The organism is Xanthomonas pisi DSM 18956 (assembly GCF_001010415.1).
In the GTDB taxonomy this organism is placed as follows: Bacteria; Pseudomonadota; Gammaproteobacteria; order Xanthomonadales; family Xanthomonadaceae; genus Xanthomonas; species Xanthomonas pisi.
The window spans coordinates 160,358-182,739 of record NZ_JPLE01000032.1; the positions used below are offsets into that span (position 1 = coordinate 160,358).

The window sequence follows — 22,382 nt, forward strand, 5'->3', positions numbered from 1 at the left end:
ACAGCTGTTCGATGCGAGCACAAGGGTTCACGCTCATCGAGCTCATGATCGTGGTTGCTGTGGTTGCGATTCTGTCCGCGATCGCATATCCCAACTACGCGGAGCACGTGCGCAAATCGAAGCGGGCCCAGGCGAAGGTCGATCTCGTTGAGTACTCTCATCTGGCGGAGAGGTATCACACGGTACAGAACACATACGTTGGTTTCAGTCTGCCAACGTCAGTATCGCCGCGCGAGGGAGGAACCGCAGCGTACACTCTTGCCCTGTCTCAGCAGACCCAGTCTGGATATGTGATTACGGCGACACCGGGAGCTGCTCAGACTGCCGACAAGTGCGGCACCCTGAGCATTGACCAAGCTTCTCGCAAGACCAACTCTAAAGGCAGCAGGTCAGAGTGTTGGTAGCAGGTAGTAAAGTCCAACGCATAGGGGTGTTGCATTGCGGTGGGATCTTGCTACAATGCCCACCCCGCCCGAATAGCTCAGCCGGTTAGAGCACTTGACTGTTAATCAGGGGGTCGTTGGTTCGAGTCCAACTTCGGGCGCCAAGATGTTGAAGAGGCCGCGACTAGTCGCGGCCTCTTCGTTTTCTGGCGGAGGCTTAGTGCATCGGGCAGTTGGTTGGCTGCTTGTAGCGGACGGATCGCGTTCGTCCTGAATTGTTGACGATTACGTCCGCAAGGCGATGCGCGCCGGCACACAGGCTGATCGTGATGTTGGTGCCGCTGTTGCGGCCGTTAGGAAGGAAGCGCACCACAGGTCTGCCAATCGTTCCGGTGATGCTGATGTTGTCGCTTGCTGCATAGCGCTCGACTCGCAAGATGGAGTCTGCGCCTGCGGGGTGCCCATTGCGTAGGGGATCCTGGAAGAGGATCCATCCTTGGCTCCAGTTCGTGTCCGATCGGCAACTTGCCCCATCGACCGATGGGCAGATGCTGACAGGCAGGCGCTGGGCGACCGCCAGACTCCTGGCGGTCGCCAGATGCGCGGTGAGCAGGTGGAGCCGCGCCTGTGCGCGCTGCCATTCGATCAACGCCCTGAAGCTGGGCAGGCCGATGGTCGTCAGGATGCCGATGATCGCCATCACGATCAGTGACTGAAGCGCGGTGTACCCTTTTTGGTACGAACGAGTCGCTGCTTGCATTCGTCCTGCTCCTGCATTGGAGCAAGCAGTCTCTAAGGTGATCACATCTCAGGTAACGTCTGTCCCTACGTGGCGGGATGTCAGATTTTTACCAAAGGTGACCTCCGTTTTTTCGTGCAGCCTTCCCCCGAGATCCGCTCCATGACCGATCGTTTTGAGCTCGTATCCCCGTATTCCCCAGCCGGCGACCAGCCGGCGGCCATCGACAAGCTGGTGGCCAACTTCGAGGCCGGCCTGGCCAAGCAGACCCTGCTGGGGGTGACCGGCTCGGGCAAGACCTACACCATCGCCAATGTGGTGCAGCAGGTGCAAAAACCCACCTTGGTGATGGCGCCGAACAAAACGCTGGCGGCGCAGCTGTATGGCGAGTTCAAGTCGTTCTTTCCGAACAATGCGGTCGAGTACTTCGTCAGCTATTACGACTACTACCAGCCCGAAGCGTACGTGCCGTCGTCGGACACCTTCATCGAGAAGGACAGTTCGATCAACGAACACATCGAGCAGATGCGCCTGTCGGCGACCAAGACCTTGCTGTCGCGTCGCGATTCGCTGGTGGTTGCGACGGTGTCTGCGATTTATGGATTGGGCGCGCCGGAAGACTATCTGTCGCTTCGGTTGATCCTGTCGGTGGGCGAGCACATCGATCAGCGCAAGTTGATCCGTCATCTCAGCGATCTGCAGTACACCCGCAACGAATTCGAGCTGACGCGCGGTGCGTTTCGCGTGCGTGGCGAAGTACTGGATGTGTTTCCTGCCGAGTCGGACACCGAGGCCTTGCGCATCGAGTTGTTCGACGGCGACATCGAGCAGCTGACCTTGTTCGACCCGTTGACCGGCGAAACCCTGCGCAAGCTGCAGCGCTACACCGTGTACCCAAAGACGCATTACGCGACCACGCGCGAGCGCACGCTCAGTGCGGTCGACACGATCAAGGACGAGCTCAAGGAACGGCTGGAGCAGCTGTATTCGCAGAACAAGTTGGTCGAAGCGCAGCGTCTGGCGCAGCGCACCCAGTTCGATCTGGAGATGATGGCCGAAGTGGGCTTCTGCAACGGCATCGAAAACTATTCGCGGCATCTCACCGGCAAGGCGCCCGGCGAGCCGCCGCCGACGCTGTTCGACTACCTGCCGCCGGATGCGCTGCTGGTCATCGATGAGTCGCACGTGACCATTCCGCAGATCGGTGCGATGTACAAGGGCGATCGCTCGCGCAAGGAAACGTTGGTGGAGTTCGGCTTCCGCCTGCCGTCAGCGCTCGACAACCGGCCGCTGCGCTTCGAGGAGTGGGAGGCGCGTTCGCCGCGCAGCATCTATGTCTCCGCAACGCCGGGGCCCTATGAATTGCGCGAGTCTGCCGGCGAGATCACCGAGCTGGTGGTGCGTCCCACGGGTTTGATCGATCCGGTCGTGGAAATTCGCCCGGTCGGTACCCAGGTCGACGACTTGATGTCCGAGGTGCACGAGCGCATCAAGCTCGGCGACCGCGTGCTGGTCACGACGCTGACCAAGCGCATGGCCGAGAACCTGACCGAGTACCTCGGTGAGCATGGCATTCGCGTGCGCTATCTGCACTCGGATATCGACACGGTCGAGCGTGTGGAAATCATCCGCGATCTGCGCCTGGGCAAGTTCGACGTGCTGGTTGGCATCAACCTGCTCCGCGAAGGCCTGGACATGCCGGAAGTGTCGTTGGTGGCGATCCTGGATGCGGACAAGGAAGGTTTCCTGCGGTCGACCGGCTCGCTGATCCAGACCATCGGCCGCGCCGCACGCAATCTGCGCGGCAAGGCGATCCTGTATGCCGACAAGATGACGCGTTCGATGCAGGCCGCGATCGACGAGACCGACCGCCGTCGCGAGAAACAGGTGGAGTACAACCTCGAGCATGGCATTACGCCCAAGTCGGTGGCACGCCCGATCTCCGACATCATGGAGGGTGCACGCGAGGATGCAGCCGAGAAGAAGGCGGGCAAGGGGCGGTCGAAGTCGCGCCAGGTCGCCGAAGAGGCGCCCGATTATCGCGCCATGAAGCCTGCGGAAATTGCCGGCAAGCTCAAGAGTCTGGAGCAGAAGATGTACCAGCATGCCAAGGATCTGGAGTTCGAGGCAGCGGCGCAGATTCGCGACCAGATCCAGAAGTTGAAGGCCGCAAGCCTGGGGTAGGGCGAAGTGGCACACAAAGCGCAGGGAGGGCTTGTGGTCGGCAAAACCCTGCGCTAGAATGCGCGCCCTGCACAGCGCGATGCTGGCGCAGGATTCGGGCGGTTAGCTCAGCGGTAGAGCACTACCTTGACATGGTAGGGGTCACAGGTTCGAACCCTGTACCGCCCACCACTCCAAGTCCAGATGGTATGGCGACTTGAGTGGTTACATGATCGGCAGCAATGTCTGCCAGTGATCTTAAAATGACTCTCTCAAAGGCTGCTGCAGCGCCGGCACGTATTTGGTCAGGTTCCCGGCAAGCAACTCAAGTCGCTCCTTCGCCTCACGCAGATGCATCTCACTAAAGTCGTGTAGCGCCGGTCTTGCCGATCGCGCAACGATCTAGCGAGCCCCACCATGTCCCATCCATGTGTACCGCATGGCATGCGCGGCTGGCGATGGCATGCGAACGATTGCTGGCGCAGAGCGCGATCGGGTAATGCAATCCAACTTTCTGAGGTCGCGGCGCAACCATTGGCTCGCGATACCGCTTGATGGCTCAGCGCATCTAATGAGGGATCCAACGCTGGCAGCAGTGGAGCTGTCGGCTAGCGCGTGTTTGCCTGCCGCCGCACCGGCGCAAGGGCCAAGCCAAGTTCGCCAACTCAGGTTCAGAGGTGGGGCGGCTCGAGCCGTGCAGTCACGCGCGCCGCCGAAACCGCTTTCTCCATCACACGTCTTGCTTTAGCATCGCTTCCGCGCTGACGGAAAGGAAGGCTGGCGATGGACGAGTATCAGCACACCGTGCTGACCAGGGGGAGGTATCGCATTGTGGCGATCACGCGCGACGAGGTGTATGCACCCGATGCGGTGGTGGCGTATGCGGTCGTGACCGATGCTGGAACGCGAATAACGCCGGATCTTTCCTTGGATCAAGCCAAGGTGTGGATCGACTCGCTCGTCGAAAGCGAGAGTGGGGGCCGCAAAGCGGACCCGATCGACCACAAGCCTGTCGTCCGTCGTTAGACCGCCGTCCAGCTGCAAGCCTAGGGAGAAGGGCGCATGTCGAAAGCCAAAATTATCGCGATTGCCACTGCGGTGGCGCTGCTCGCCGGATATTTGCTGTCCGGCTACGTGACCTTGCTGCTGCTGCGGCTGGAGACGAGCCTGTATAGCTGGGACACCTATTACCGCTACTACAGCGCACTGGGACTGCCCCAGGTTGCTCCCTATGCAACCAAGATCAAGATGGCAGGTGGCATCGGCTTCGGTTTTCCGGCGCTCATTTGGATCATCGGTATTGCTCTGGTACTCAAGCCCAAGGCGCCTGCATTGCATGGCGACGCGCGCTTCGCCGGGGCTGCCGATCTCGCCAAGCACGGCCTGTTCAAGCCAAGCGGGAACGGCATCGTCGTCGGTAAATTCAACGGCAAGCTGGTGCGTCTGAGCGGGCAGCAATTCGTGATCCTCGCTGCGCCGACGCGCTCGGGCAAGGGTGTGGGTGTTGTCATCCCCAACCTGCTTGAGTACCAGGAGTCGATCGTCGTGCTGGACATCAAGCAGGAGAACTTCGATCTGACCAGCGGCTGGCGCGCCAGCCAGGGGCACGAGGTCTTTCTCTTCAATCCGTTTGCAGAAGATCGGCGCACCCATCGCTGGAATCCACTGACCTACGTGTCGAACGATCCTGCATTCCGCGTGTCGGACCTGATGAGCATCGCGGCCATGCTGTATCCGGACGGCTCGGACGATCAAAAATTCTGGGTCAGCCAGGCGCGTAATGCATTTTTGGCTTTCGCTCTGTATCTGTTCGAGAACTGGGATGAGGAGCTGTCGCTCGGCTTCCCGGGCGGGGCAGGGGCGCCCACGCTGGGCGGCATCTATCGCCTGTCTTCGGGGGACGGTACCGACCTCAAGAAATACCTGAAATCGCTGTCCGAGCGCAGGTTCCTGAGCGGCAATGCCAAATCGGCCTTTGCCAACATGCTGTCACAGGCGGATGAGACCTTCGCGTCCATCATGGGCACCCTGAAAGAACCGCTCAACGCGTGGATCAACCCTGTGCTGGATGCAGCCACCAGCGCCGACGATTTCCTGCTCACGGATCTACGCAAGAAGAAGATGACGATCTACATCGGCATCCAGCCCAACAAGCTGGCGGAGAGCCGCCTGATCATCAACCTGCTCTTCAGTCAGATCATCAACCTCAATACGCGCGAGCTGCCGAAGTCCAACCCGGAGCTCAAGTACCAGTGCTTGCTGCTCATGGACGAATTCACCTCGATCGGCAAAGTGGACATCATCGCAACGGCAGTAGCCTACATGGCCGGCTATAACATCCGTCTGCTGCCCATCATCCAGAGCATGGCGCAACTAGACGCGACCTATGGCAAGGACCTGTCGCGCACCATCATCACCAATCACGCCCTGCAGATCCTGTACGCACCGCGCGAGCAACAGGACGCGAACGACTACTCGGAGATGTTGGGCTACACGACGATCAAGAAGAAAAACATCACTAGGGGGCGCGAAACAACGCGCAGCGTGTCGGAGGAGCGGCGTGCATTGATGTTGCCGCAGGAGTTGAAGGCGATGGGAAACGACCATGAAGTGTTCCTCTACGAAGGAATCCCGCATCCGGTCAAATGCCAGAAAATAAAGTACTACCAAGATAAGCACTTTACTTCACGTCTCTTAGACAAAGTGGAAACCCCAATCCTCGACCTGAAAATGTGATGAGTCGCACACTTTTATGATAAATTCTCATAAATTAGAGACTTGTATCACTTTCAGCTTGACTGTTGGTCGACAAGGCGGCAGATTGCACTACGTAGTGGCAGCCTGACGATAGTCTGATCTTCTGGTTGCTCAGGAATGGGGTTACATGGAGCGTAAAAATGTTTATGTGTGACGAAACATTCTTGCCCGGATCTCTTAAATACGTTCGCCCTCTTGGCGAACGATTTGTTGTGCCTGAAATATTTCGACAATTACTGGTTTTTAGGCATGGTCCTTTGGGCGCTAAATGTAAGACGTCGCAGGCGCGAAAGAAAAATGGCTTATTAGTTATGGAGATTAGGGCGTGAAGAAGGGTCATACCTTGAAAATTACATGTCTTGTGCTGACCATGCTCGCGCTGGCTTCATGTGCAACAAAGCCTGCCGCAGATTTCGGCGGGCGGTGGAAGCCGGTGAATCGTTTTGCAGAGACGCCGATGGAGTTGCCGCTGCACGCTTCCTACGTCTATCAAGCTACTCCGATGGACGGTACGCTAAAAACAATGTTGGAGCGTTGGGTCAAGGACTCCAATATGACGCTTGCTTACAACATTACCTCTGATTACACGCTATATGCCGCAGTCGCAAAAATAGAAACAACTAGCGTAAAGCAAGCGGTGGATGAGCTCAGTGCGGTTTATGCGACACAGGGAGTACACGTAGCGATTGTTGGAAATCAGATAGTCGTTCAGCCTGTTTCTAAGTCGGCTGGTTGATGCTTTAGCCCTCGTCTCTGCGCTAATAAAATACGCAGCATTTTTGTAAAATAGGTGGAAGCGGATTACTTATGTTCCGTAAGAAAGAACCCAGTCACCAAGTTGATCAAGCGGTTGCGAAAGCGGTCAACTACGAGCTGACAATTGCAGATCTTGCGCAACGTAGCCAACGGCGTGCCTGGATGGTTGCAACTACTTCTTTGGCGGTATCTGTCATGTTGGCGGGTGGTTATTACTACATGCTGCCGCTTAAAGAAAAAGTTCCGTATCTTGTAATGGCCGATGCTTCCACCGGGACTGCTACTGTTGCCAGGCTTCAGGGTGACTTCTATAACCAGCAGATTACATCTAGTGAGGCGATCAATCGGAGTAATGTTGCGCAATATGTAACGGCACGCGAGTCCTATGACTCAGAGATCATGACATTGCGTGATTGGAATCTCGTTTTTATCATGTCTACTACGCAGGTCGGCGCCGGGCATAAGCAACTGTACATGGAGACTAACCCGGATAATCCTTTTCTAAAGTACGGAAAAGCAAAGTCGATCCGCGTTAAAATTCTCAGCATCACTCCTCTGGGGCAGCGAGCCTCCGGCGGATTCAGGGGGGCTGCTGTCAGAATACAGCGTAACCTGTATGAAAAAACGACTGGCATCTCGACTTTTATCGACAACAAGTTGATCACACTGGCTTTTGATTACAATAATAATCTAAAGTTGGATGAGCAAGATCGGTTGCAAAATCCTTTAGGATTCCAAGTGACCGAATATCGCGTCGACAACGACTATGATAAGGCCCCGCCAGACGTCGGGTCTTCTGCCACTGGCCCCAGCGCGTCGACTAGTAGCGCCCAGCCTCAGGTTATTGCAAATCCGAATCCAGACTTGGCTGCTCCGGCGATTGGCGTTGCAGTACCCGCAACGACAGGGCCTGATGCGGCAGGATCGGCCGAAGGGATCTCGATTGGAACTGACGGAGCAAGAGGTCAATGAAGTATAGGAATAAATTGATAGTGTGGCTCTTGGCCGGGATGTCAGCAGTCGGGTCGTCGGTCAGCGTTCATGCGCAAGCGGTCGACTATTACGATTATAAGTCTGATCAGATCTATCCGATCCGCACTGGTTTGGGGATTACAACTCAGATCGAGTTGAATCCTAACGAAAAGATTCTCGATTACAGTACTGGTTTCAGTAGCGGTTGGGAGCTGACTCGGCGAGATAATGTTTTTTATCTAAAGCCTAAGAACGTCGATGTTGATACCAACATGATGGTCAGAACCGAAACGCACTCATATATTTTTGAGCTCAAGGTTGTTGCTACTGACTGGCGCGAACTTGAGCAGGCGCGTCGCGCGGGTGTTCAGTACAAGGTGGTTTTCAATTATCCTAGCGACTCGCAGTTTTCGGTCGCAAAAGACACAGTTGAAGAAGATGCGAAGCCTTTGCTCAGTACTGAGCTATCCAAAGACAGGCAGTACTATTTTGACTATTCCTACGCCACGCGTAGCCGTCTAGGGTGGCTTGTACCAGTTAGTGCATATGATGACGGTCGATTTACGTACCTAAAGCTTACTGATTCAAGTAAGTTCCAGACAGGAAATTTTCCGGCAGTGTTCGGTCGTGAGAAAGAGCATGGCGAAGATTTTGTAGTCAACACTACAGTTGAAGGGAATGTGCTCATTGTCCATGGTACATACCCCTATTTGGTTATCAGACATGGAAGTAATGTCGTCGGTCTTCGGAGGAATGTAAAGAAATGAGCCAAAATAATCCTCCCGAGAACAATGAGGGTCGCCAGGACAATGGCGATAACGATCGCACGCAGGCTCCAAATAGCGGTCAGGATCCTAATAACCCCTATTTTGCTCGTACTCAAGCGCAGCCGCTGCCAAACCTGGATGCCTCAGCGCCTGAGCTTCGTTCGGTAGAAGATCAGCGGCTTAATAGAAAAGCGCTGTTTTTCCTTGGTGCGATTGTGCTGGTTTTGCTTGTGCTCGCTTTTTTTCTTTATAAGAGCGCTACTAACCGAAATGAAGCGGAAGCAAAGAAGGAACCTACGGCTACCGTGACCGCGCCCAGCCTTCCTAAAATGGCAAATGCTCCGGCGCAGGTCGAAGTTCAGCAAGACGTTCCGCCTATTTCGCTCGCGCCACCACCCCTTCCGCCCCCGCAAACTCCGGATTATCCGCAGCCAGTTTATCCAGCAAGCAATCGTCCAGCTGGTCCGACACTTGCTGAGCGGCGGATGGCCTCTGCTGGAGGTAGCGGCGCTGCGGGTTCTGGCGGCAGCGGTCCAATGAGTGCCGAGGAGTATTCCAATTCGATCTTGGCTGGTCTCAATCCTGCAGGCGAAGCAGGAGCAGCTGGCTCGGAAGACGGTAGCGAGGCTGACAAGCAGAAAGTAACAAGCGCACAATTCATTCGACATCCGGATGCGTTGCTCGTACGCGGCACTTATTTGCGCTGCATTTTGGAAACGAGGGTGATTACTGACATCCCCGGTTTCACGTCGTGCCTTATCACTGAGCCGGTTTATTCAATAAATGGTCGAACGTTGCTGCTGCCCAAGGGCTCAAAAATTTATGGTAGCTATAGTGGAGGTCCGACTGGACAGCGTGTTTCCGTTATCTGGGATCGCATCACTACACCAACAGGCATCGATGTATCTATGTCGAGCCCTGGGATAGACGGCTTGGGTGGTGCTGGACATCCGGGGCAGTACGATGCGCACTGGGGGCAGCGCTTGTCTTCTGCTTTGATGATTAGCCTGTTGGCGGATGCCTTCAAATACGCTGCTGCTGAGTACGGTCCCGAACAGACCACGGTATCTCAGACTGGTGTTGAAGTTCAGTCCCCTTATGAAAGCGCTACCGCTAGAACAATGGAGCGTATTGCAAACGATGCGGCAACAGAAAGCATGAGGCGGCCAGCCACTGTCACTATCAACCAGGGTTCGCTGGTTAATGTGTATGTTGCCAAAGATGTCGATTTTACAAACGTATTGCCAAGAAGGTAACGAGAGCGCACGTGGACGTAGAAGTTTCGCCCGTCTCAAAGGCATCCAGCGAATTTCTTGAGTACCAGTACAGTGTGCTTGGTATTCAGGGATATATGCTGTCTTCAGAAGTGACCGAGATCTGCATAAATCGTCCGGGGGAAGTGTATCTGGAGACCCGCGGTGGTTGGGAGCGGGTAGAGGTGCCCAGCTTGACGTTCGAGCGTGCGCGTCAATTCTGCACAGCGGTGGTGAATGAAAGTAACACGGGTCAGCGCATTACCGACGCTGATCCGGTTGTTTCACTAACCTTCCCCACGGGTCAGCGCGCCCAATTTGTGGTTCCTCCCGCATGTGATGCCGGTAAAGTCTCGATCACAATTCGCCTGCCCTCGAAACACACAAAAACGCTTTCTCAATATCAAGAGGATGGATTCTTCGATCAGATATTGGAGCACAGCGGAGAGATCAGTGAGCATGACAAAGAGCTTCTGATGCTTCGCCAATGCCGGCAGTATGCCGAGTTTTTCAGGCAAGCTGTTCTCTACAAGAAAAACATCGTTGTGTCTGGAGCGACCGGTAGCGGTAAAACGACCTTCATGAAGTCGCTGGTCAACCACATTCCCGGAAGCGAGCGTCTTGTGACGATCGAGGACGCGCGCGAATTGTTTATTTCGCAGCCGAATGTAGTTCATCTCCTCTACTCAAAGGGTGGGCAGAGCGCTAGCAACGTGACAGCCAAGAGCTGCATGGAGGCCTGTTTGCGCATGAAGCCTGATCGAATCATCTTGGCTGAGTTGCGCGGCGATGAAGCGTTTTATTTCATAAGAAATTGTGCATCTGGACATCCTGGATCTATTACCAGTTGTCATGCCGGTAGTCCAGAGCAGACTTGGGACCAATTGGCATTGATGGTAAAGGCTTCAGCCGAGGGTTCTGGTTTGGAGTTCAATGTGATCAAACGGTTGTTGATGATGACAATCGATGTCGTTGTCCACATTAAAGCGCACGAAGGTCGTAGATACATCACCGGTATTGATTTCAATCCAGAGAGGAGTTTTCAGTCATGATGAGAAAAAGGAGTTCGCCTTTTCCGGTCTCGACTGAATTCGCTTCAAATATTTCTTTGCGCGAATCGAAAGTCTGCTTAAATTTTGATGAAGAGAGAGGGGTGTAGCGTGCTCCCTGGAATTGAAATGATGGCATGTGGAGAAATGGCTGCTCCGCTTTCGGTGATGCAGCATGTCGTCCACGTCGAGTCCTCTCATAATCCCTATGCGATTGGGGTTGTGGGTGGCAGACTTATGCGACAGCCGAAGAATCTGGGTGAAGCGCTTTCCACTGTTCAGATGCTCCAGGAGAAGGGCTACAACTTTTCACTGGGGCTTGCTCAAGTAAATCGCTACAATCTGTCGAAATATGGTTTGCAGTCTTATGAGCAAGCATTTCAGCAGTGCCCAAACTTGAAAGCTGGCTCCGCTATTCTTTCAGAATGCTATCAGCGATCTGGGAAAGATTGGGGGAAAGCGCTTAGCTGCTATTACTCAGGAAATTTTGTCACTGGTTTTCGGCATGGCTACGTGCAAAAAGTGTTCAACTCGATGGCACAAGCCAATGGGCAGTCGAGCGCTGCTCCTATCCCTTTGGTAGGCGAAGCGCAGAGCCAGGTCCGTCACCCGGTGAAGTCAGTCAAAGCATCACTCCAGTCGTTGCCGGATCGTCTTTTGTCACGTGTGATAGACGACCGTCTGCAGGGCGCTAACCCACTGTCTCAACAAGATGCGGCTCAGGTTTTTCCTCAAGGCGCCGCGGGCATGGAAGCCGGGTCAATGCGTTCAGATCAAGGCGGGGAACTGGGCTCGATGCCTCAAGTTCCCCGAAGCGCGGGGAGAGATGCGCAATTGGCTGACTCAAGGCATGCAAACTCTTCACGATCGCCCAATGGCTCCCAAGCATCTCCAAATATCTCGAGTGACGGAGAGGTTGCCGTATTGATGAGTTCACGGGTACCGGTGATACTAGGTGCTCCTCAAAAGCAGGCCGCCCCAAACAAGCCAGCTCCTGCAGCCGCCCCTTCACAGCAGCAAAGCGTGAAAGTAGGGGATGCGGCGTTTGTTTTCTAGCCTCCGGCATGGCCGATCCGGTAGGTGCACCACCATGTTGGGCCTTAATAAGGAGATTTACAATGAAGCATGCCAAACTCACTTCCCCCGAGATCCAGCGCACAGCAAAAACCGTTTTCAAGTCTGCAATATTTGTAGCGGCCTTGTCTGCATCCTCAGCTTTCGCGCAAAATTTTGGTGGCACCGATACAAAGACCTGTGAATTTTTTACAAGTATCACTGGGCTTCTTAACATCGCCTCCATTGCAGTGGTTACCATTGCAGTGATTTTTGCAGGTTATCAAATCGCATTTGCACACAAGCGGATTGGTGATGTGGCGCCGATCTTGATCGGTGGTGTTCTGATCGGAGCAGCTGGGCAGATTGCCCGCATGCTGTTGGGTACGGGGGCTGGTGGCTCCTGCGGAGCGGTGAACGCTTTTGTCACCCACAGCCTGCCTTTCTTGACCGCCTGACATGAAGAAAAACGTCGTCTTCCGCGGTTGCACCAGGCCCGCAATGTTTTTGGGGGTGCCTTATGTTCCGTTTTTTATCGGTGCAGGCGGGACGCTGGTTTTTTCCATGTATACAAATTTGCTATATCTTTTTCTCATTCCCGTCATTATTTTCATAATGCGCCAAATGGCGCGGCGTGATGAGATGATATTTCGCCTGTTAGGGTTGCGGTGGCAGTTCAAATTCAGAGTCAGGAATGTGCGCGCCAATTCAGGAAAATGGATTTTTTCACCCAACAGTTATCGGAAAAGCCCGCCACCGTGAAATCGGTAGGCTTTTGATAGTCTAGGGGTCGGCGTCGCAAGACGCCGACTTCCTCGTATTTTCAGGATTACCCACAGGGGTCAGGTCAAGCTGATGTTCAACCCAGATACTTCCATAAGCGAATTCATTCCTTTCTCGTCTCACGTTGCGACGAATGTAGTCAAGACGACTGGGGGCGACTATCTGCTGACATGGCACTTGGAAGGTTTGCCGTTTGTTGGTCGTGATGAATGGGAGCTTGAACATCGGCACAATACCTTTAATAGGTTACTTCAGACCTTGCGGGCGCCAGATTTCGTAAATGTTGCTTTCTGGGTGCATGACGTGCGGCGTAGAAGAAAGCTGACGCAGAAAGGCAGCTACAGTAATTTGTTCAACCATCAATTATCTGAAAAATATTTTGAAATGTTGTCGTCGCAGCGGCTCATGCAGAATGAGCTCTACCTGACGATGCTTTATCGGCCCATGGTTGCCGGTAAGCGATTCGCAGAGAAGTCTAAAGACATCAAACGGTTGCAGGCTGCCCAGGAACAGGCAGTGGCGAAATTGATTGAGCTCGCTGGCAACGTCGAGGCGGTCATTCGTGACTATGCTCCTTATCGCCTCGGTATCTATGAAGCAAAGAACGGAGTGGTCTTTTCAGAGACCCTTGAATTCTTTGCTTATCTTATCAACAGAATTGATGAGCCGGTTCCCGTTCTGACGGCGCCGGTCAATGAATACTTGCCTGTCAGTCGGCACATGTTTTCGTCCAAAAGTGGCGATTACGTGATCAATACTCCCAACGGCGTTAACCATTTTGGCGCGCTTTTGAATGTCAAAGAATATGCCGAGGGCACATATCCAGGGATCTTGAATGGTCTGAAGTACCTGGATTTCGAGTATGTGATTACGCATTCCTTTAGTCCGATTGGACGTCAGGATGCTCTGCGCGTACTAGACCGCACGAAGGGCATGATGATCTCCTCTGGAGATAAAGCTGTTAGCCAGATCATAGAGCTGGATATGGCGATGGACCAGATTGCCTCCGGTAATTTTGTCCTTGGCGAATATCATTTCACGATGGCTGTCTATGCGGACAGTCAGGACTCTTTGACGCAAAATATCGCTGCCACGCGCGCGGAACTGTCGAACGGTGGATTTGTTTCTGCAAAGGAAGATCTTGCAGTCGCATCATCGTTCTATTCGCAGCTGCCGGGCAACTGGCGGTATCGCACACGCATTGCCAATGTCAGCTCATTGAATTTTCTCGGTTTGTCTCCGCTTCATAATTTTGCGACGGGAAAGCGAAACAATAATCCCTGGGGAGATTGTGTCACCACGCTCCAGACCACGAATGGTCAGCCTTACTTTTTCAACTTTCACGCGACTCACCCAGGTGAAAACTCGCTCGGAGAGAAGGCGATCGCCAATACAATGGTGATTGGTAAGTCTGGTACGGGCAAGACCGCGCTTATCAATTTTTTGCTGAGTCAGGTTCAAAAATATGAGCCTGCGCCGACAATTTTCTTCTTCGACAAAGATCGCGGTGCCGAAATCTTTGTGCGTGCCTGCGGTGGTAATTACCTGGCGCTCGATAACGGGATGCCTACCGGTTTCAATCCATTTCAATGCGAGAGAAATGAAAGTAATGTTCAATTCTTAGCGGATTTGATCAAGGTGTTGGCGGGCAAGCGTGAATACAGTTCGCGAGAGGAGGAGGACATCTTCCGGGCTGTGGAAAACATCCTAGACACACCAATGCATCTGCGCAGCATGACTAATTTCCAAAAAAGCTTGCCCAATATGGGAGATGACGGCTTGTTCGCGCGTATGCGCCGATGGACCTCCGGTAACTCTCTTGGATGGGTGTTTGATAATCCTGTCGATACCATCGATTTGTCCCGAGCCAATATTATTGGTTTCGACTATACGGACGTCATCGATAATCCTGAAGTGCGTGTGCCAGTGATTAATTATTTGCTCCACAAGCTGGAAACGCTGATCGATGGGCGTCCGCTGATCTACGTCATGGATGAGTTTTGGAAAATTCTTGATGGCGGCGGTGCCTTGAAGGAGTTCGCGAAAAACAAGCAAAAGACCATCCGTAAGCAGAACGGCTTAGGTATTTTCGCGACTCAAAGCCCGGAAGACGCACTGAAAAGCGATATCTCGGCTGCGCTGATCGAGCAGACAGCGACGTTGATCCTTCTGCCTAATCCCAACGCGGATCGCGAGGATTACATCAACGGGTTGAAGTTGAGCGAGGCGGAGTATCAGGTTGTGATTGGGTTGGACGAGCGCTCACGCTGTTTCCTCGTCAAGCAAGGGCACGCTTCCAGCGTCTGCCAGCTCAACCTGCGTGGAATGGACGATGCGTTGGCGGTTATTTCAGCATCCACTGACAATATTGAGATCATGCATACTTCGGTTAACGATGCGGCCGCTCGGCTGCACGTGTCCGCCAACGATGTACCTCCAGAAGAATGGCTTCCGGCGTTTTACGAAAATAGAAAGGGTTCTGGTAAAAGAAAAGCAGTGGTTTAGAATGTGATCGGTCTTTTGAAGCTCTATTTTGTCACTGTTATCGCAACTATGAATGCTAGGAGAACTTCCATGAGTCGTCAGTTGAAAGTTGGATTTCCAAAACTAAAAGCCCGGATTTTGGCTGTTTCCTTGTATGCCAGTCTCGGCCTGACCTTGGTGCCGCTTAACGCTGGAGCTACTGGCGTTCCTGTTATAGACGTGGCTGCGATTGGAGAGTCCATTAAGAATATGCTTGCCACCGTACAACAGTGGGGAGTGGAGTACACCCAATACACTGAACAATTTCAGCTGCTTCAGCAAAACCTGGTTCAGTTGCAGTCTATGATTAATACGTTCGGACTGCCGAGTGGCGTCAAACTTGAGCCGGTGTCGCCTAATTTTGGATTCGAGCGTTGCGGCAGCGGTATCAGCTTTAGCATGTCGTCTATCACGAGCATGCTAAGTAGTTCTACCGGATTTGCGAATAGTAATCCGCGCGAGCAACAAAAGCAGCTTTGTGTGGCTATTCAGTATATGAAGAATCAACGCTATAACTACGTTGTTGGTTTTCTGGCTGAAACTATGCCGACCATGGATCAGAGCTTGAACAAGCTGATGTCCCTTCGCAATTTCAGTGCGAAGCCAGGTGATCTTAATGCTTCCATGTATTCTCTGAATGATACGAATACGCGCATGACAAAGACTTTTGAGCAAGTGAATAATCAAGTCAAGGGTTATGACACATATATCGCCGCGTTGGAAGATAATCAGCGCGCACTTACGCAAGATATGTTGCGTGGGAAGCAGAGTATATTGGGCACTGTTGTGAAAACTGCCGCTCTTGCTAAAGCGCTTGAAGACTAGTAGGTGGAGTTGTCAGGATGTTCGTCGTTGCCCGAATCGTTGATTGAGGTGTTGTAATGGCAAATGGAATTTCAAATTTTGGGCAATGGATGAATAATCTGAGTGTGCAGGCACTCAGTCCTTATCCGGGTGTCTCGTCGGTCGGTGACTTCGTCTTCTATCGCCAGATCATGAGTTATCTGACGAATAGAATTTCCGACTTCGAAGCGGATCTTCTGGGGCGTTTTACACTCTGGGTTTCAGGCGTTGCAATGATCGTGTTGACGATCTGGGTGATGATCCAGGGCTTCAACATGATCACAGGCCGTAGTCGGGAGTCGATGGCCGCATTCATCGTGACGATGTGTAAAAGCGCGTTGATTGTGGCGATTGCGGCTTCGATCGGCATGTCCAGTCCCTTCATCCAGAAGTTCGTCAACGACGATGTGAAGAAGGAGATCGCCTATGCGATCACGGGCGAAAACAAGACGCCGGAAGACCAGGTAGACGAGAGCCTGGGATGGATGCAGGTCGCTCTGTCCAGCATCGACGTGCTCGACGTTGTACAAGATCCTACACTGGACTCGCAGAAGTCCCGTGCGATGTGGATGGTTGGTGTTGGGACTGGCGGCCCAGCTGTTGTGGCTGGTTCCATGATGCTGCTCTATCGCATCGCGATGGCACTGTTCGTTGGCTTTGGGCCATTGTTCATTCTCTGTCTGCTATTTGAACAAACGAAATCACTATTCCAACGTTGGCTCTTCTATGGAATTGGGACCTTTTTCTCCATGTCCGTGCTGGCAGTCATGACATCCATTGCTTTGGACATGGTCACTAAAGTGTCCATGGCCTTCTGGGGGTCTTCGCTGCTGGGCTCCGTGTTGGGCCAGGATTTTACATCGGGAATCAGTAGCCAAGCGTTGCAGCAGGGCGGCATGGGCTTGATTCTGACCACACTAATCCTGACTGCACCTCCGATGGCTGCGATGTTCTTCCAGGGCACGCTTGGCGCATTTACACCATATGCGGCAATGGGGGCGGCGACTGGGGCTTCGGGTGCTGCGAGCCGTCCGGGCCCGCAGGGGCAGCCGCCAGGTTCATATGGATATATGCCGCCTCAGAATGAGGTGGAGAGAAGTCAGCAAACTAGTCAACCCTCCTCAAGTTTACCAACAGTAAGAACGGGAACTCCGCAAAGTTCTCCAACAGTGCTAGCAGGTACCAGAGGCCAAGCTTCTTCGGATAATACCTAAAGAATTCCACTTACTTGATGGTGACGCTGATGAGATTTTCTTTGGCTAAAAGCGGTGGTTTCGCTTTTCTCTTTTTGGTGTGCAATTTCACCTTCGATGGTATTGCTGAAGCTCAGACCGCCTGTCCAATAGGAACTGCTGCAGGTAGTGCAACATGTGGGCCAGCGCCTTCGTCTTCTACTGGTTATGCTTCGAGCCAAGAAATTCCTGCTCCTCGTGCTGTTCCCCTAGGCCGCTGGATCAAAACGTGGGGCGCGATTGCAAGTTCTCCCACTAGTGGTTCAGGTGCATCGGTTGGGAAGCTCTCAAAAAAAGAAGCGGAAATAGAAGCCTTGGCGCGTTGTTCCGAAGGTGGGGAGAAAGATTGTACCATCGCTCTTTCTTACAGGAATCAATGTGTTGCATATGCTTTTCCAAAATCTAGACTAGGCAAAAGTGCTGTCGTCAGCGAAAGATCTGTAGAAATAGCTAGTTCAAAAGCAATATCACTCTGCGAGAAAACACACGAAAGAGGTGGTTGCAGTATAATTTATTCTGCTTGTTCTGAGCAGATTTTTGAAAGATTCTGAAGCTTAGATAGGCTGGCTGAGGTTAGGGGCTTAGGTGGCCAGAATAATCGAAGTGAAATTTTCTATTGAAATACATCCATGGTGGAGAGTGTAATGAAATTTTTCCTACTTTGCGTATTCTCATTAATGACTGTGAGTGCTTCAGCTGAAGCTGGTGATGCTTGTGCGACTCTAATGTGTATGTCTGGCAAGCTAGTAGGGGCCAACACCGGTAAAAGTTGCGCTGAGCCGATGACTGATTACTTTAAGATAGTTCGTTTTGATCGTCACGGTTACAGTGCGAACAAGACCAGGGATGCCCGTCAATCGTATCTAGACTCCTGCAGCTCCGAGACTAGCGGTGAAGGCAAACGAATCAACGAAAAATTTGGCACGATGCGGTTGGGTTTCTAATTTACTTTCAGTTCGGATGGATTGGGTAAGAAGTCAATAGGTATTGCTACGTCCATCGGCTTCGGAGCCTAGGCTCCAAAGCCGATGGACGTAGCTCTTTGATAGCGCACCCGGTGCGTTTGCTCCCTGCGCGGCAATGGGAGCACCGCAGGGCGCTCGTGGGCACTGTTCGTTGGCTTTGGGCCATTGTTCATTCTCTGTTTGCTATTTGAACAAACGAAATCACTATTCCAACGTTGGCTCTTCTATGGAATTGGGACCTTCTTCTCCATGTCCGTGCTGGCAGTCATGACATCCATTGCTTTGGACATGGTCACCAAAGTGTCCATGGCCTTCTGGGGGTCTTCGCTGCTGGGCTCCGTGTTGGGCCAGGATTTTACCTCGGGAATCAGTAGCCAAGCGTTGCAGCAAGGCGGCATGGGCTTGATTCTGACCACACTAATCCTGACTGCACCTCCGATGGCTGCGATGTTCTTCCAGGGCACGCTTGGCGCATTTACACCATATGCGGCAATGGGGGCGGCGACTGGGGCTTCGGGTGCTGCGAGCCGTCCGGGCCCGCAGGGGCAGCCGCCTGGATCTTATGGTTATGCTCCAACCGTGCCGGCTGATACCGGAAGGGAAAATTCAAACGGGGGTACCAGAGTGTCGAATCCAGGGCCGCGTATTCTTGGCAATTCAAATAGCGAAATGATAGCAGGTGCTAAGGGAGCTCATCAGGACCGAGTTTAGAGGTGGCGATCTTAGGTATTTGACTGCATTGTTAGAGGAAAATGATATCAGTATTGAAATTATAGGCGATTTCCAGGTGCTAGCTAGAGGTTTTTATGCGTCTAACTATTAGTTTGATATTGATTTCAATTGCTTTTCTTTTGCCAACTTTTACTGGGAGGGCGCAAACTGCTTGCCCAATTGGCACTGCGGCAGGTGCTGCTACATGCGGCCCTTCTCCTGAAACTGGAGGTGGAAGCGTACAAGAGGCTCCAAGACCGCGGGCAGTTCCTACCGGCGAATGGGAGTCTCAGTGGGGTTCAATATGGATAGACGAAGCTACCGCCAGTGTAGGTACCTCCGAAGGCCTGACCAGCAAGTCTGCCGCCATCCAACAAGCTAAAACGATTTGTGCATCTGATGGCTCGAAAGGTTGCAAGGATATTACGACCTACAGTAATCAATGCGTCTCCTTAGCCTGGCCCTCAATTGAGGACAAGGCTATTGCAACTGGGCTGGGAGCTACTCAAGAAGTTGCGATAAGCAGATCTGTCGCGAACTGTAATAAGTATGGCGGTCAGTGTAGAAGCGTTTATTCTGCCTGTAGTAAACCTATATTTCATAAGTATTAATGTGGATATTTATGTATAAATCAGGTTGTTGGTTGGTTGTAGATTAAAGCCATGAAATTTCAATATGAGCGGGTGATTTCGTGCGCGCTTCCGTACTTTTTCTTGTGGTTGCTGCCTGATTTAATGGAAGGTAGTGCAAAATAGCGGGATCAATGAGTTTCCATTGCATCGCCTATTGTCAAATACAAACCGGGCGCTATTGGATCGGCGACAACTGTTAACGTTGCGTCTAAACGCTCTGTCGCAGATTGTGATAAGGATGTTGGGAAATCCCGAATTGCCTACTTAGCATGCCGTAAGCAAATTTTCTTCAAATTCTGATTTTGACTTAATCAAAATTTGTTTGATATCATTTGTCTTCTCAAAGAAATCACTTTTGATTGGGATGGGTTCTGGTCTTTTATTTGAGCTGCGAGAAAATATTATGAAGGCATTTGGCGCTAGAGAGCTTATTGTTCTTCATGTGATTTTATTTGGTACACTGGCGAATTTTACAGTTATTGCTCAGGCGGCATGTCCGATAGGAACTAGTGCAGGTAGCGCTGTTTGTGGGCCATCAGCAGGATCGTCGAGTAATTATAATGGGTCTCGGGAAATATCTCCGCCACGAACAGTTCCTACCGGACGCTGGATAAAGACTTGGGGGGCAATTGCGAGTTCCCCGTCCAGCGGCGGAGGGTCATCGGTAGGGAAATTCTCTAAAGCAGAAGCTGAACGAGAGGCGCTTGAGCATTGTTCAGAGCAAGGTGTAAGCGATTGTAAGGTTGCTCTCACTTATAGAAATCAATGTGTTGCGTTTGCGTTTCCCTTGTCGGGTAAAGGTGGTAATTCGATAGATACGGGAAAAACTATTGCGATTGCTTCTCGTGATGCAAAAGATAAGTGTGAAAGTGGGGCGGGTTCGGATGCAAAATGTCAAATAATTTATTCTGCCTATTCTGAGCCATTTTTTGAGAGGTATTAATTTCTCTTTACCGATTTCGATTGCACACGCTAGATCAGTGAGGTTTAAAAATGAACGCTTCGAATGCTTTAGTATTGGTACTTTTGTTTGTCGTTGCACCAGCGTATGCTGAGGACTCTTGCGCTACGTTAATGTGCATGTCTGGCAAGTTAGTAGGGGCCAACACCGGTAAAAGTTGCGTTGAGCCGATGGCGGATTACTTTAAGATAGTTCGTTTTGATCGTCACGGTTACAGTGCGAACAAGACCAGGGATGCCCGTCAATCGTATCTAGACTCCTGCAGCTCCGAGACTAGCGGTGAAGGTAAACGAATCAACGAAAAATTTGGCACGATGCGGTTGGGTTTCTAATTTGCTTTCAGTTCGGATGGATTGGGTAAGAAGTCAATAGGTATTGCTACGTCCATCGGCTTTGGAGCCTAGGCTCCGAAGCCGATGGACGTAGCTCTTTGATAGCGCACCCGGTACGTTTGCTCCCTGTACGGCAATGGGAGCAGCGCAGGGCGCTCGTGGGCACTGTTCGTTGGCTTTGGGCCATTGTTCATTCTCTGTCTGCTATTTGAACAAACGAAATCACTATTCCAACGTTGGCTCTTCTATGGAATTGGGACCTTCTTCTCCATGTCCGTGCTGGCAGTCATGACATCCATTGCTTTGGACATGGTCACTAAAGTGTCCATGGCCTTCTGGGGGTCTTCGCTGCTGGGCTCCGTGTTGGGCCAGGATTTTACCTCGGGAATCAGTAGCCAAGCGTTGCAGCAAGGCGGCATGGGCTTGATTCTGACCACGCTAATCCTGACTGCACCTCCGATGGCTGCGATGTTCTTCCAGGGCACGCTTGGCGCATTTACACCATATGCGGCAATTGGGGTGGCGACGTCAGGTCAGGCTACTGGAAGTCCTGGGCCCCAAGGGCAACCACCTGGATCTTATGCGTCGCAGACATATGTGCCGCCTCAAATTGGTCGAGATGCCAATCCAGATATGGTCACAAGAGCTAGTCCTCCGGGTAGGGTGATGGGTGATTCAACGGGGGTATCTCAGCAGCCGTCCGGAAAATTTGCTAATGCTCCTTTGCCTGATAGGTCGGGAGGTACTTAATGAATAGTTCGATGATTAAGGCGAAAGCAGTGTTACATGGGTCGCTGTTTTTTGTTTTTTTTTCTGCCACTGCCTTGGCTCAAACCGCTTGTCCGATCGGTACTGCAGCTGGAAGTGCTGTGTGCGGCCCTGGGCCTTCTACTGGTCAAGGGAGTTCAAGTTCAGGTAGTTATATTTCTGCTCCACCTCCTAGACCTAGTGGTGAATGGTTGAAGACCTGGGGCGCAGTTGCACAAGCCTCGAATGGCGATACTGGATTGAGCTCTGGTTTTCTTGCTAAAAAGGACGCTATATCAGATGCTTTGAGTAAGTGTGAGAACTGGGGGGCGACTGATTGTAACGTGATATTGACTTATAGAAATCAGTGCATTGTCTCTATTGATCCGGCTGATGGCGGAGGTGGAGGCGCCATCGCTAATGCCTCGTCTATAGAGGCAGCGAGGAAAATTGCCAGCGACCATTGCGAAAAGTCAGGGAAGATTTGCAAGCAAAGTTTTTCCAAATGCTCTGACCCTATATTTAGAAAATATTAATTTATTCTCTGAATGGGTTTGGAATTTAAATATGAAGAATTTTTTATGAAATTTATATGTGTCAAATTTTTCTTCATTTTATTGTGGTGAAGGAGCCGTGTAGACCGTACGCCCCTTGGTGCTACGCCTCGCCCTGCGGTCTGCCGTCCGCGTCCTTTTATCAAAATGCTCAGAGCGATATGGGAGCCCAGGGGGCAACGCCGCTTGCGACGTCCCCCCGCCCTG

Annotated in this window: 22 protein-coding genes and 2 tRNA genes; 23 read left to right on the plus strand and 1 reads right to left on the minus strand. The window is 52.2% G+C overall.

The annotated features are described in order from the left end of the window. Positions 1-11 precede the first annotated feature (11 nt). Positions 12-404, plus strand: coding sequence for a type IV pilin protein (locus tag Y887_RS08795; RefSeq protein ID WP_046963968.1), 393 nt, complete (start codon positions 12-14; stop codon positions 402-404). Positions 405-470: 66 nt separating this feature from the next. Next, positions 471-547: transfer RNA gene (locus Y887_RS08800), tRNA-Asn, on the plus strand. Between the two features lie 53 nt (positions 548-600). Here Y887_RS08800 and Y887_RS08805 read toward each other — a convergent pair. Continuing rightward, complete coding sequence (locus Y887_RS08805; protein ID WP_046963969.1) at positions 601-1,143, minus strand: GspH/FimT family pseudopilin; 543 nt, start codon at positions 1,141-1,143, stop codon at positions 601-603. A gap of 141 nt (positions 1,144-1,284) precedes the next feature. On the opposite strand from Y887_RS08805, the gene uvrB reads away from it, so the two are divergent. From uvrB to Y887_RS18925, 21 genes are all read left to right on the plus strand, one after another. After that, positions 1,285-3,306 carry an excinuclease ABC subunit UvrB gene (gene uvrB, locus Y887_RS08810; protein WP_046963970.1) on the plus strand — a complete coding sequence of 674 codons (2,022 nt, stop codon included), beginning with the start codon at positions 1,285-1,287 and terminating at the stop codon, positions 3,304-3,306. 96 nt (positions 3,307-3,402) lie between these two features. Continuing rightward, positions 3,403-3,477 (plus strand) — tRNA-Val (locus tag Y887_RS08815). 591 nt (positions 3,478-4,068) lie between these two features. After that, positions 4,069-4,311 carry a hypothetical protein gene (locus tag Y887_RS08820; RefSeq protein ID WP_046963971.1) on the plus strand — a complete coding sequence of 81 codons (243 nt, stop codon included), beginning with the start codon at positions 4,069-4,071 and terminating at the stop codon, positions 4,309-4,311. 36 nt (positions 4,312-4,347) lie between these two features. Beyond that, positions 4,348-6,021, plus strand: a complete 1,674-nt coding sequence (locus Y887_RS08825) for a type IV secretory system conjugative DNA transfer family protein (RefSeq protein ID WP_046963972.1) — start codon at positions 4,348-4,350, stop codon at positions 6,019-6,021. Between the two features lie 391 nt (positions 6,022-6,412). Continuing rightward, a complete protein-coding gene (locus Y887_RS08830; protein ID WP_046963988.1) occupies positions 6,413-6,778 on the plus strand; it encodes a hypothetical protein in 366 nt (121 codons plus the stop codon). A gap of 71 nt (positions 6,779-6,849) precedes the next feature. Then, positions 6,850-7,770, plus strand: a complete 921-nt coding sequence (locus Y887_RS18870; RefSeq protein ID WP_084725975.1) for a VirB8 family type IV secretion system protein — start codon at positions 6,850-6,852, stop codon at positions 7,768-7,770. Between the two features lie 38 nt (positions 7,771-7,808). Further along, complete coding sequence (locus Y887_RS18875) at positions 7,809-8,537, plus strand: TrbG/VirB9 family P-type conjugative transfer protein (RefSeq protein ID WP_245879373.1); 729 nt, start codon at positions 7,809-7,811, stop codon at positions 8,535-8,537. Next, positions 8,534-9,793 (plus strand): TraB/TrbI/VirB10 family type IV secretion system protein, encoded by a 1,260-nt coding sequence (locus Y887_RS18880; RefSeq protein ID WP_084725977.1) that lies wholly within the window; start codon positions 8,534-8,536, stop codon positions 9,791-9,793. The genes Y887_RS18875 and Y887_RS18880 overlap by 4 nt, the downstream gene beginning before the upstream one ends. Positions 9,794-9,804: 11 nt before the next feature. Next, the gene (gene virB11 / locus Y887_RS08840) at positions 9,805-10,842 is read left to right on the plus strand and encodes a P-type DNA transfer ATPase VirB11 (RefSeq protein ID WP_046963974.1); all 1,038 of its coding nucleotides are present in this window, start codon (positions 9,805-9,807) and stop codon (positions 10,840-10,842) included. Between the two features lie 108 nt (positions 10,843-10,950). Further along, positions 10,951-11,895 (plus strand): lytic transglycosylase domain-containing protein, encoded by a 945-nt coding sequence (locus Y887_RS18885; RefSeq protein ID WP_084725987.1) that lies wholly within the window; start codon positions 10,951-10,953, stop codon positions 11,893-11,895. 62 nt (positions 11,896-11,957) lie between these two features. Beyond that, entirely contained in the window at positions 11,958-12,350 is a 393-nt protein-coding gene (locus tag Y887_RS18890; protein WP_084725978.1) for a TrbC/VirB2 family protein, read from the plus strand. Position 12,351: 1 nt separating this feature from the next. After that, positions 12,352-12,654, plus strand: coding sequence for a VirB3 family type IV secretion system protein (locus Y887_RS18895; protein WP_084725979.1), 303 nt, complete (start codon positions 12,352-12,354; stop codon positions 12,652-12,654). Between the two features lie 93 nt (positions 12,655-12,747). Then, complete coding sequence (locus Y887_RS08845) at positions 12,748-15,180, plus strand: VirB4 family type IV secretion/conjugal transfer ATPase (protein WP_046963975.1); 2,433 nt, start codon at positions 12,748-12,750, stop codon at positions 15,178-15,180. A 69-nt stretch (positions 15,181-15,249) separates the two neighbouring features. Continuing rightward, on the plus strand, positions 15,250-16,023 hold the full coding sequence (locus tag Y887_RS08850; RefSeq protein ID WP_162199161.1) for a hypothetical protein: 774 nt from the start codon (positions 15,250-15,252) through the stop codon (positions 16,021-16,023). 56 nt (positions 16,024-16,079) lie between these two features. Continuing rightward, positions 16,080-17,255: a TrbL/VirB6 family protein gene (locus Y887_RS08855; protein ID WP_245879369.1), complete on the plus strand. Its 1,176-nt coding sequence runs from the start codon at positions 16,080-16,082 to the stop codon at positions 17,253-17,255. A 17-nt stretch (positions 17,256-17,272) separates the two neighbouring features. After that, positions 17,273-17,824: a DUF4189 domain-containing protein gene (locus Y887_RS18900; RefSeq protein ID WP_084725980.1), complete on the plus strand. Its 552-nt coding sequence runs from the start codon at positions 17,273-17,275 to the stop codon at positions 17,822-17,824. 579 nt (positions 17,825-18,403) lie between these two features. Beyond that, a complete protein-coding gene (locus Y887_RS18905; protein ID WP_425476738.1) occupies positions 18,404-18,949 on the plus strand; it encodes a type IV secretion system protein in 546 nt (181 codons plus the stop codon). A gap of 95 nt (positions 18,950-19,044) precedes the next feature. After that, complete coding sequence (locus Y887_RS21550) at positions 19,045-19,560, plus strand: DUF4189 domain-containing protein (protein ID WP_084725982.1); 516 nt, start codon at positions 19,045-19,047, stop codon at positions 19,558-19,560. A 343-nt stretch (positions 19,561-19,903) separates the two neighbouring features. Further along, positions 19,904-20,524, plus strand: coding sequence for a DUF4189 domain-containing protein (locus Y887_RS18915; RefSeq protein ID WP_211256989.1), 621 nt, complete (start codon positions 19,904-19,906; stop codon positions 20,522-20,524). Positions 20,525-21,060: 536 nt separating this feature from the next. Beyond that, complete coding sequence (locus Y887_RS18920) at positions 21,061-21,624, plus strand: type IV secretion system protein (RefSeq protein ID WP_245879368.1); 564 nt, start codon at positions 21,061-21,063, stop codon at positions 21,622-21,624. After that, positions 21,624-22,157, plus strand: coding sequence for a DUF4189 domain-containing protein (locus Y887_RS18925; RefSeq protein ID WP_084725985.1), 534 nt, complete (start codon positions 21,624-21,626; stop codon positions 22,155-22,157). Before Y887_RS18920 ends, Y887_RS18925 begins: the two co-directional genes overlap by 1 nt. Positions 22,158-22,382 lie beyond the last annotated feature (225 nt).

Bases quoted from the DNA above. Each gene is read 5' to 3' on its own strand.
- Y887_RS08850 (WP_162199161.1), top strand. From the start codon at position 15,250: ATGAGTCGTCAGTTGAAAGTTGGATTTCCAAAACTAAAAGCCCGGATT.
- Y887_RS18890 (WP_084725978.1), top strand. From the start codon at position 11,958: ATGAAGCATGCCAAACTCACTTCCCCCGAGATCCAGCGCACAGCAAAA.
- uvrB (WP_046963970.1), top strand. From the start codon at position 1,285: ATGACCGATCGTTTTGAGCTCGTATCCCCGTATTCCCCAGCCGGCGAC.
- Y887_RS08830 (WP_046963988.1), top strand. From the start codon at position 6,413: ATGCTCGCGCTGGCTTCATGTGCAACAAAGCCTGCCGCAGATTTCGGC.
- Y887_RS18895 (WP_084725979.1), top strand. From the start codon at position 12,352: ATGAAGAAAAACGTCGTCTTCCGCGGTTGCACCAGGCCCGCAATGTTT.
- Y887_RS08825 (WP_046963972.1), top strand. From the start codon at position 4,348: ATGTCGAAAGCCAAAATTATCGCGATTGCCACTGCGGTGGCGCTGCTC.
- Y887_RS21550 (WP_084725982.1), top strand. From the start codon at position 19,045: ATGCGTCTAACTATTAGTTTGATATTGATTTCAATTGCTTTTCTTTTG.
- Y887_RS08805 (WP_046963969.1), bottom strand. From the start codon at position 1,143: ATGCAAGCAGCGACTCGTTCGTACCAAAAAGGGTACACCGCGCTTCAG.
- Y887_RS18925 (WP_084725985.1), top strand. From the start codon at position 21,624: ATGAATAGTTCGATGATTAAGGCGAAAGCAGTGTTACATGGGTCGCTG.
- Y887_RS08845 (WP_046963975.1), top strand. From the start codon at position 12,748: ATGTTCAACCCAGATACTTCCATAAGCGAATTCATTCCTTTCTCGTCT.
- Y887_RS18875 (WP_245879373.1), top strand. From the start codon at position 7,809: ATGTCAGCAGTCGGGTCGTCGGTCAGCGTTCATGCGCAAGCGGTCGAC.
- Y887_RS18880 (WP_084725977.1), top strand. From the start codon at position 8,534: ATGAGCCAAAATAATCCTCCCGAGAACAATGAGGGTCGCCAGGACAAT.
- Y887_RS18900 (WP_084725980.1), top strand. From the start codon at position 17,273: ATGGTGACGCTGATGAGATTTTCTTTGGCTAAAAGCGGTGGTTTCGCT.
- Y887_RS08795 (WP_046963968.1), top strand. From the start codon at position 12: ATGCGAGCACAAGGGTTCACGCTCATCGAGCTCATGATCGTGGTTGCT.
- Y887_RS18870 (WP_084725975.1), top strand. From the start codon at position 6,850: ATGTTCCGTAAGAAAGAACCCAGTCACCAAGTTGATCAAGCGGTTGCG.
- Y887_RS08855 (WP_245879369.1), top strand. From the start codon at position 16,080: ATGGCAAATGGAATTTCAAATTTTGGGCAATGGATGAATAATCTGAGT.
- Y887_RS08820 (WP_046963971.1), top strand. From the start codon at position 4,069: ATGGACGAGTATCAGCACACCGTGCTGACCAGGGGGAGGTATCGCATT.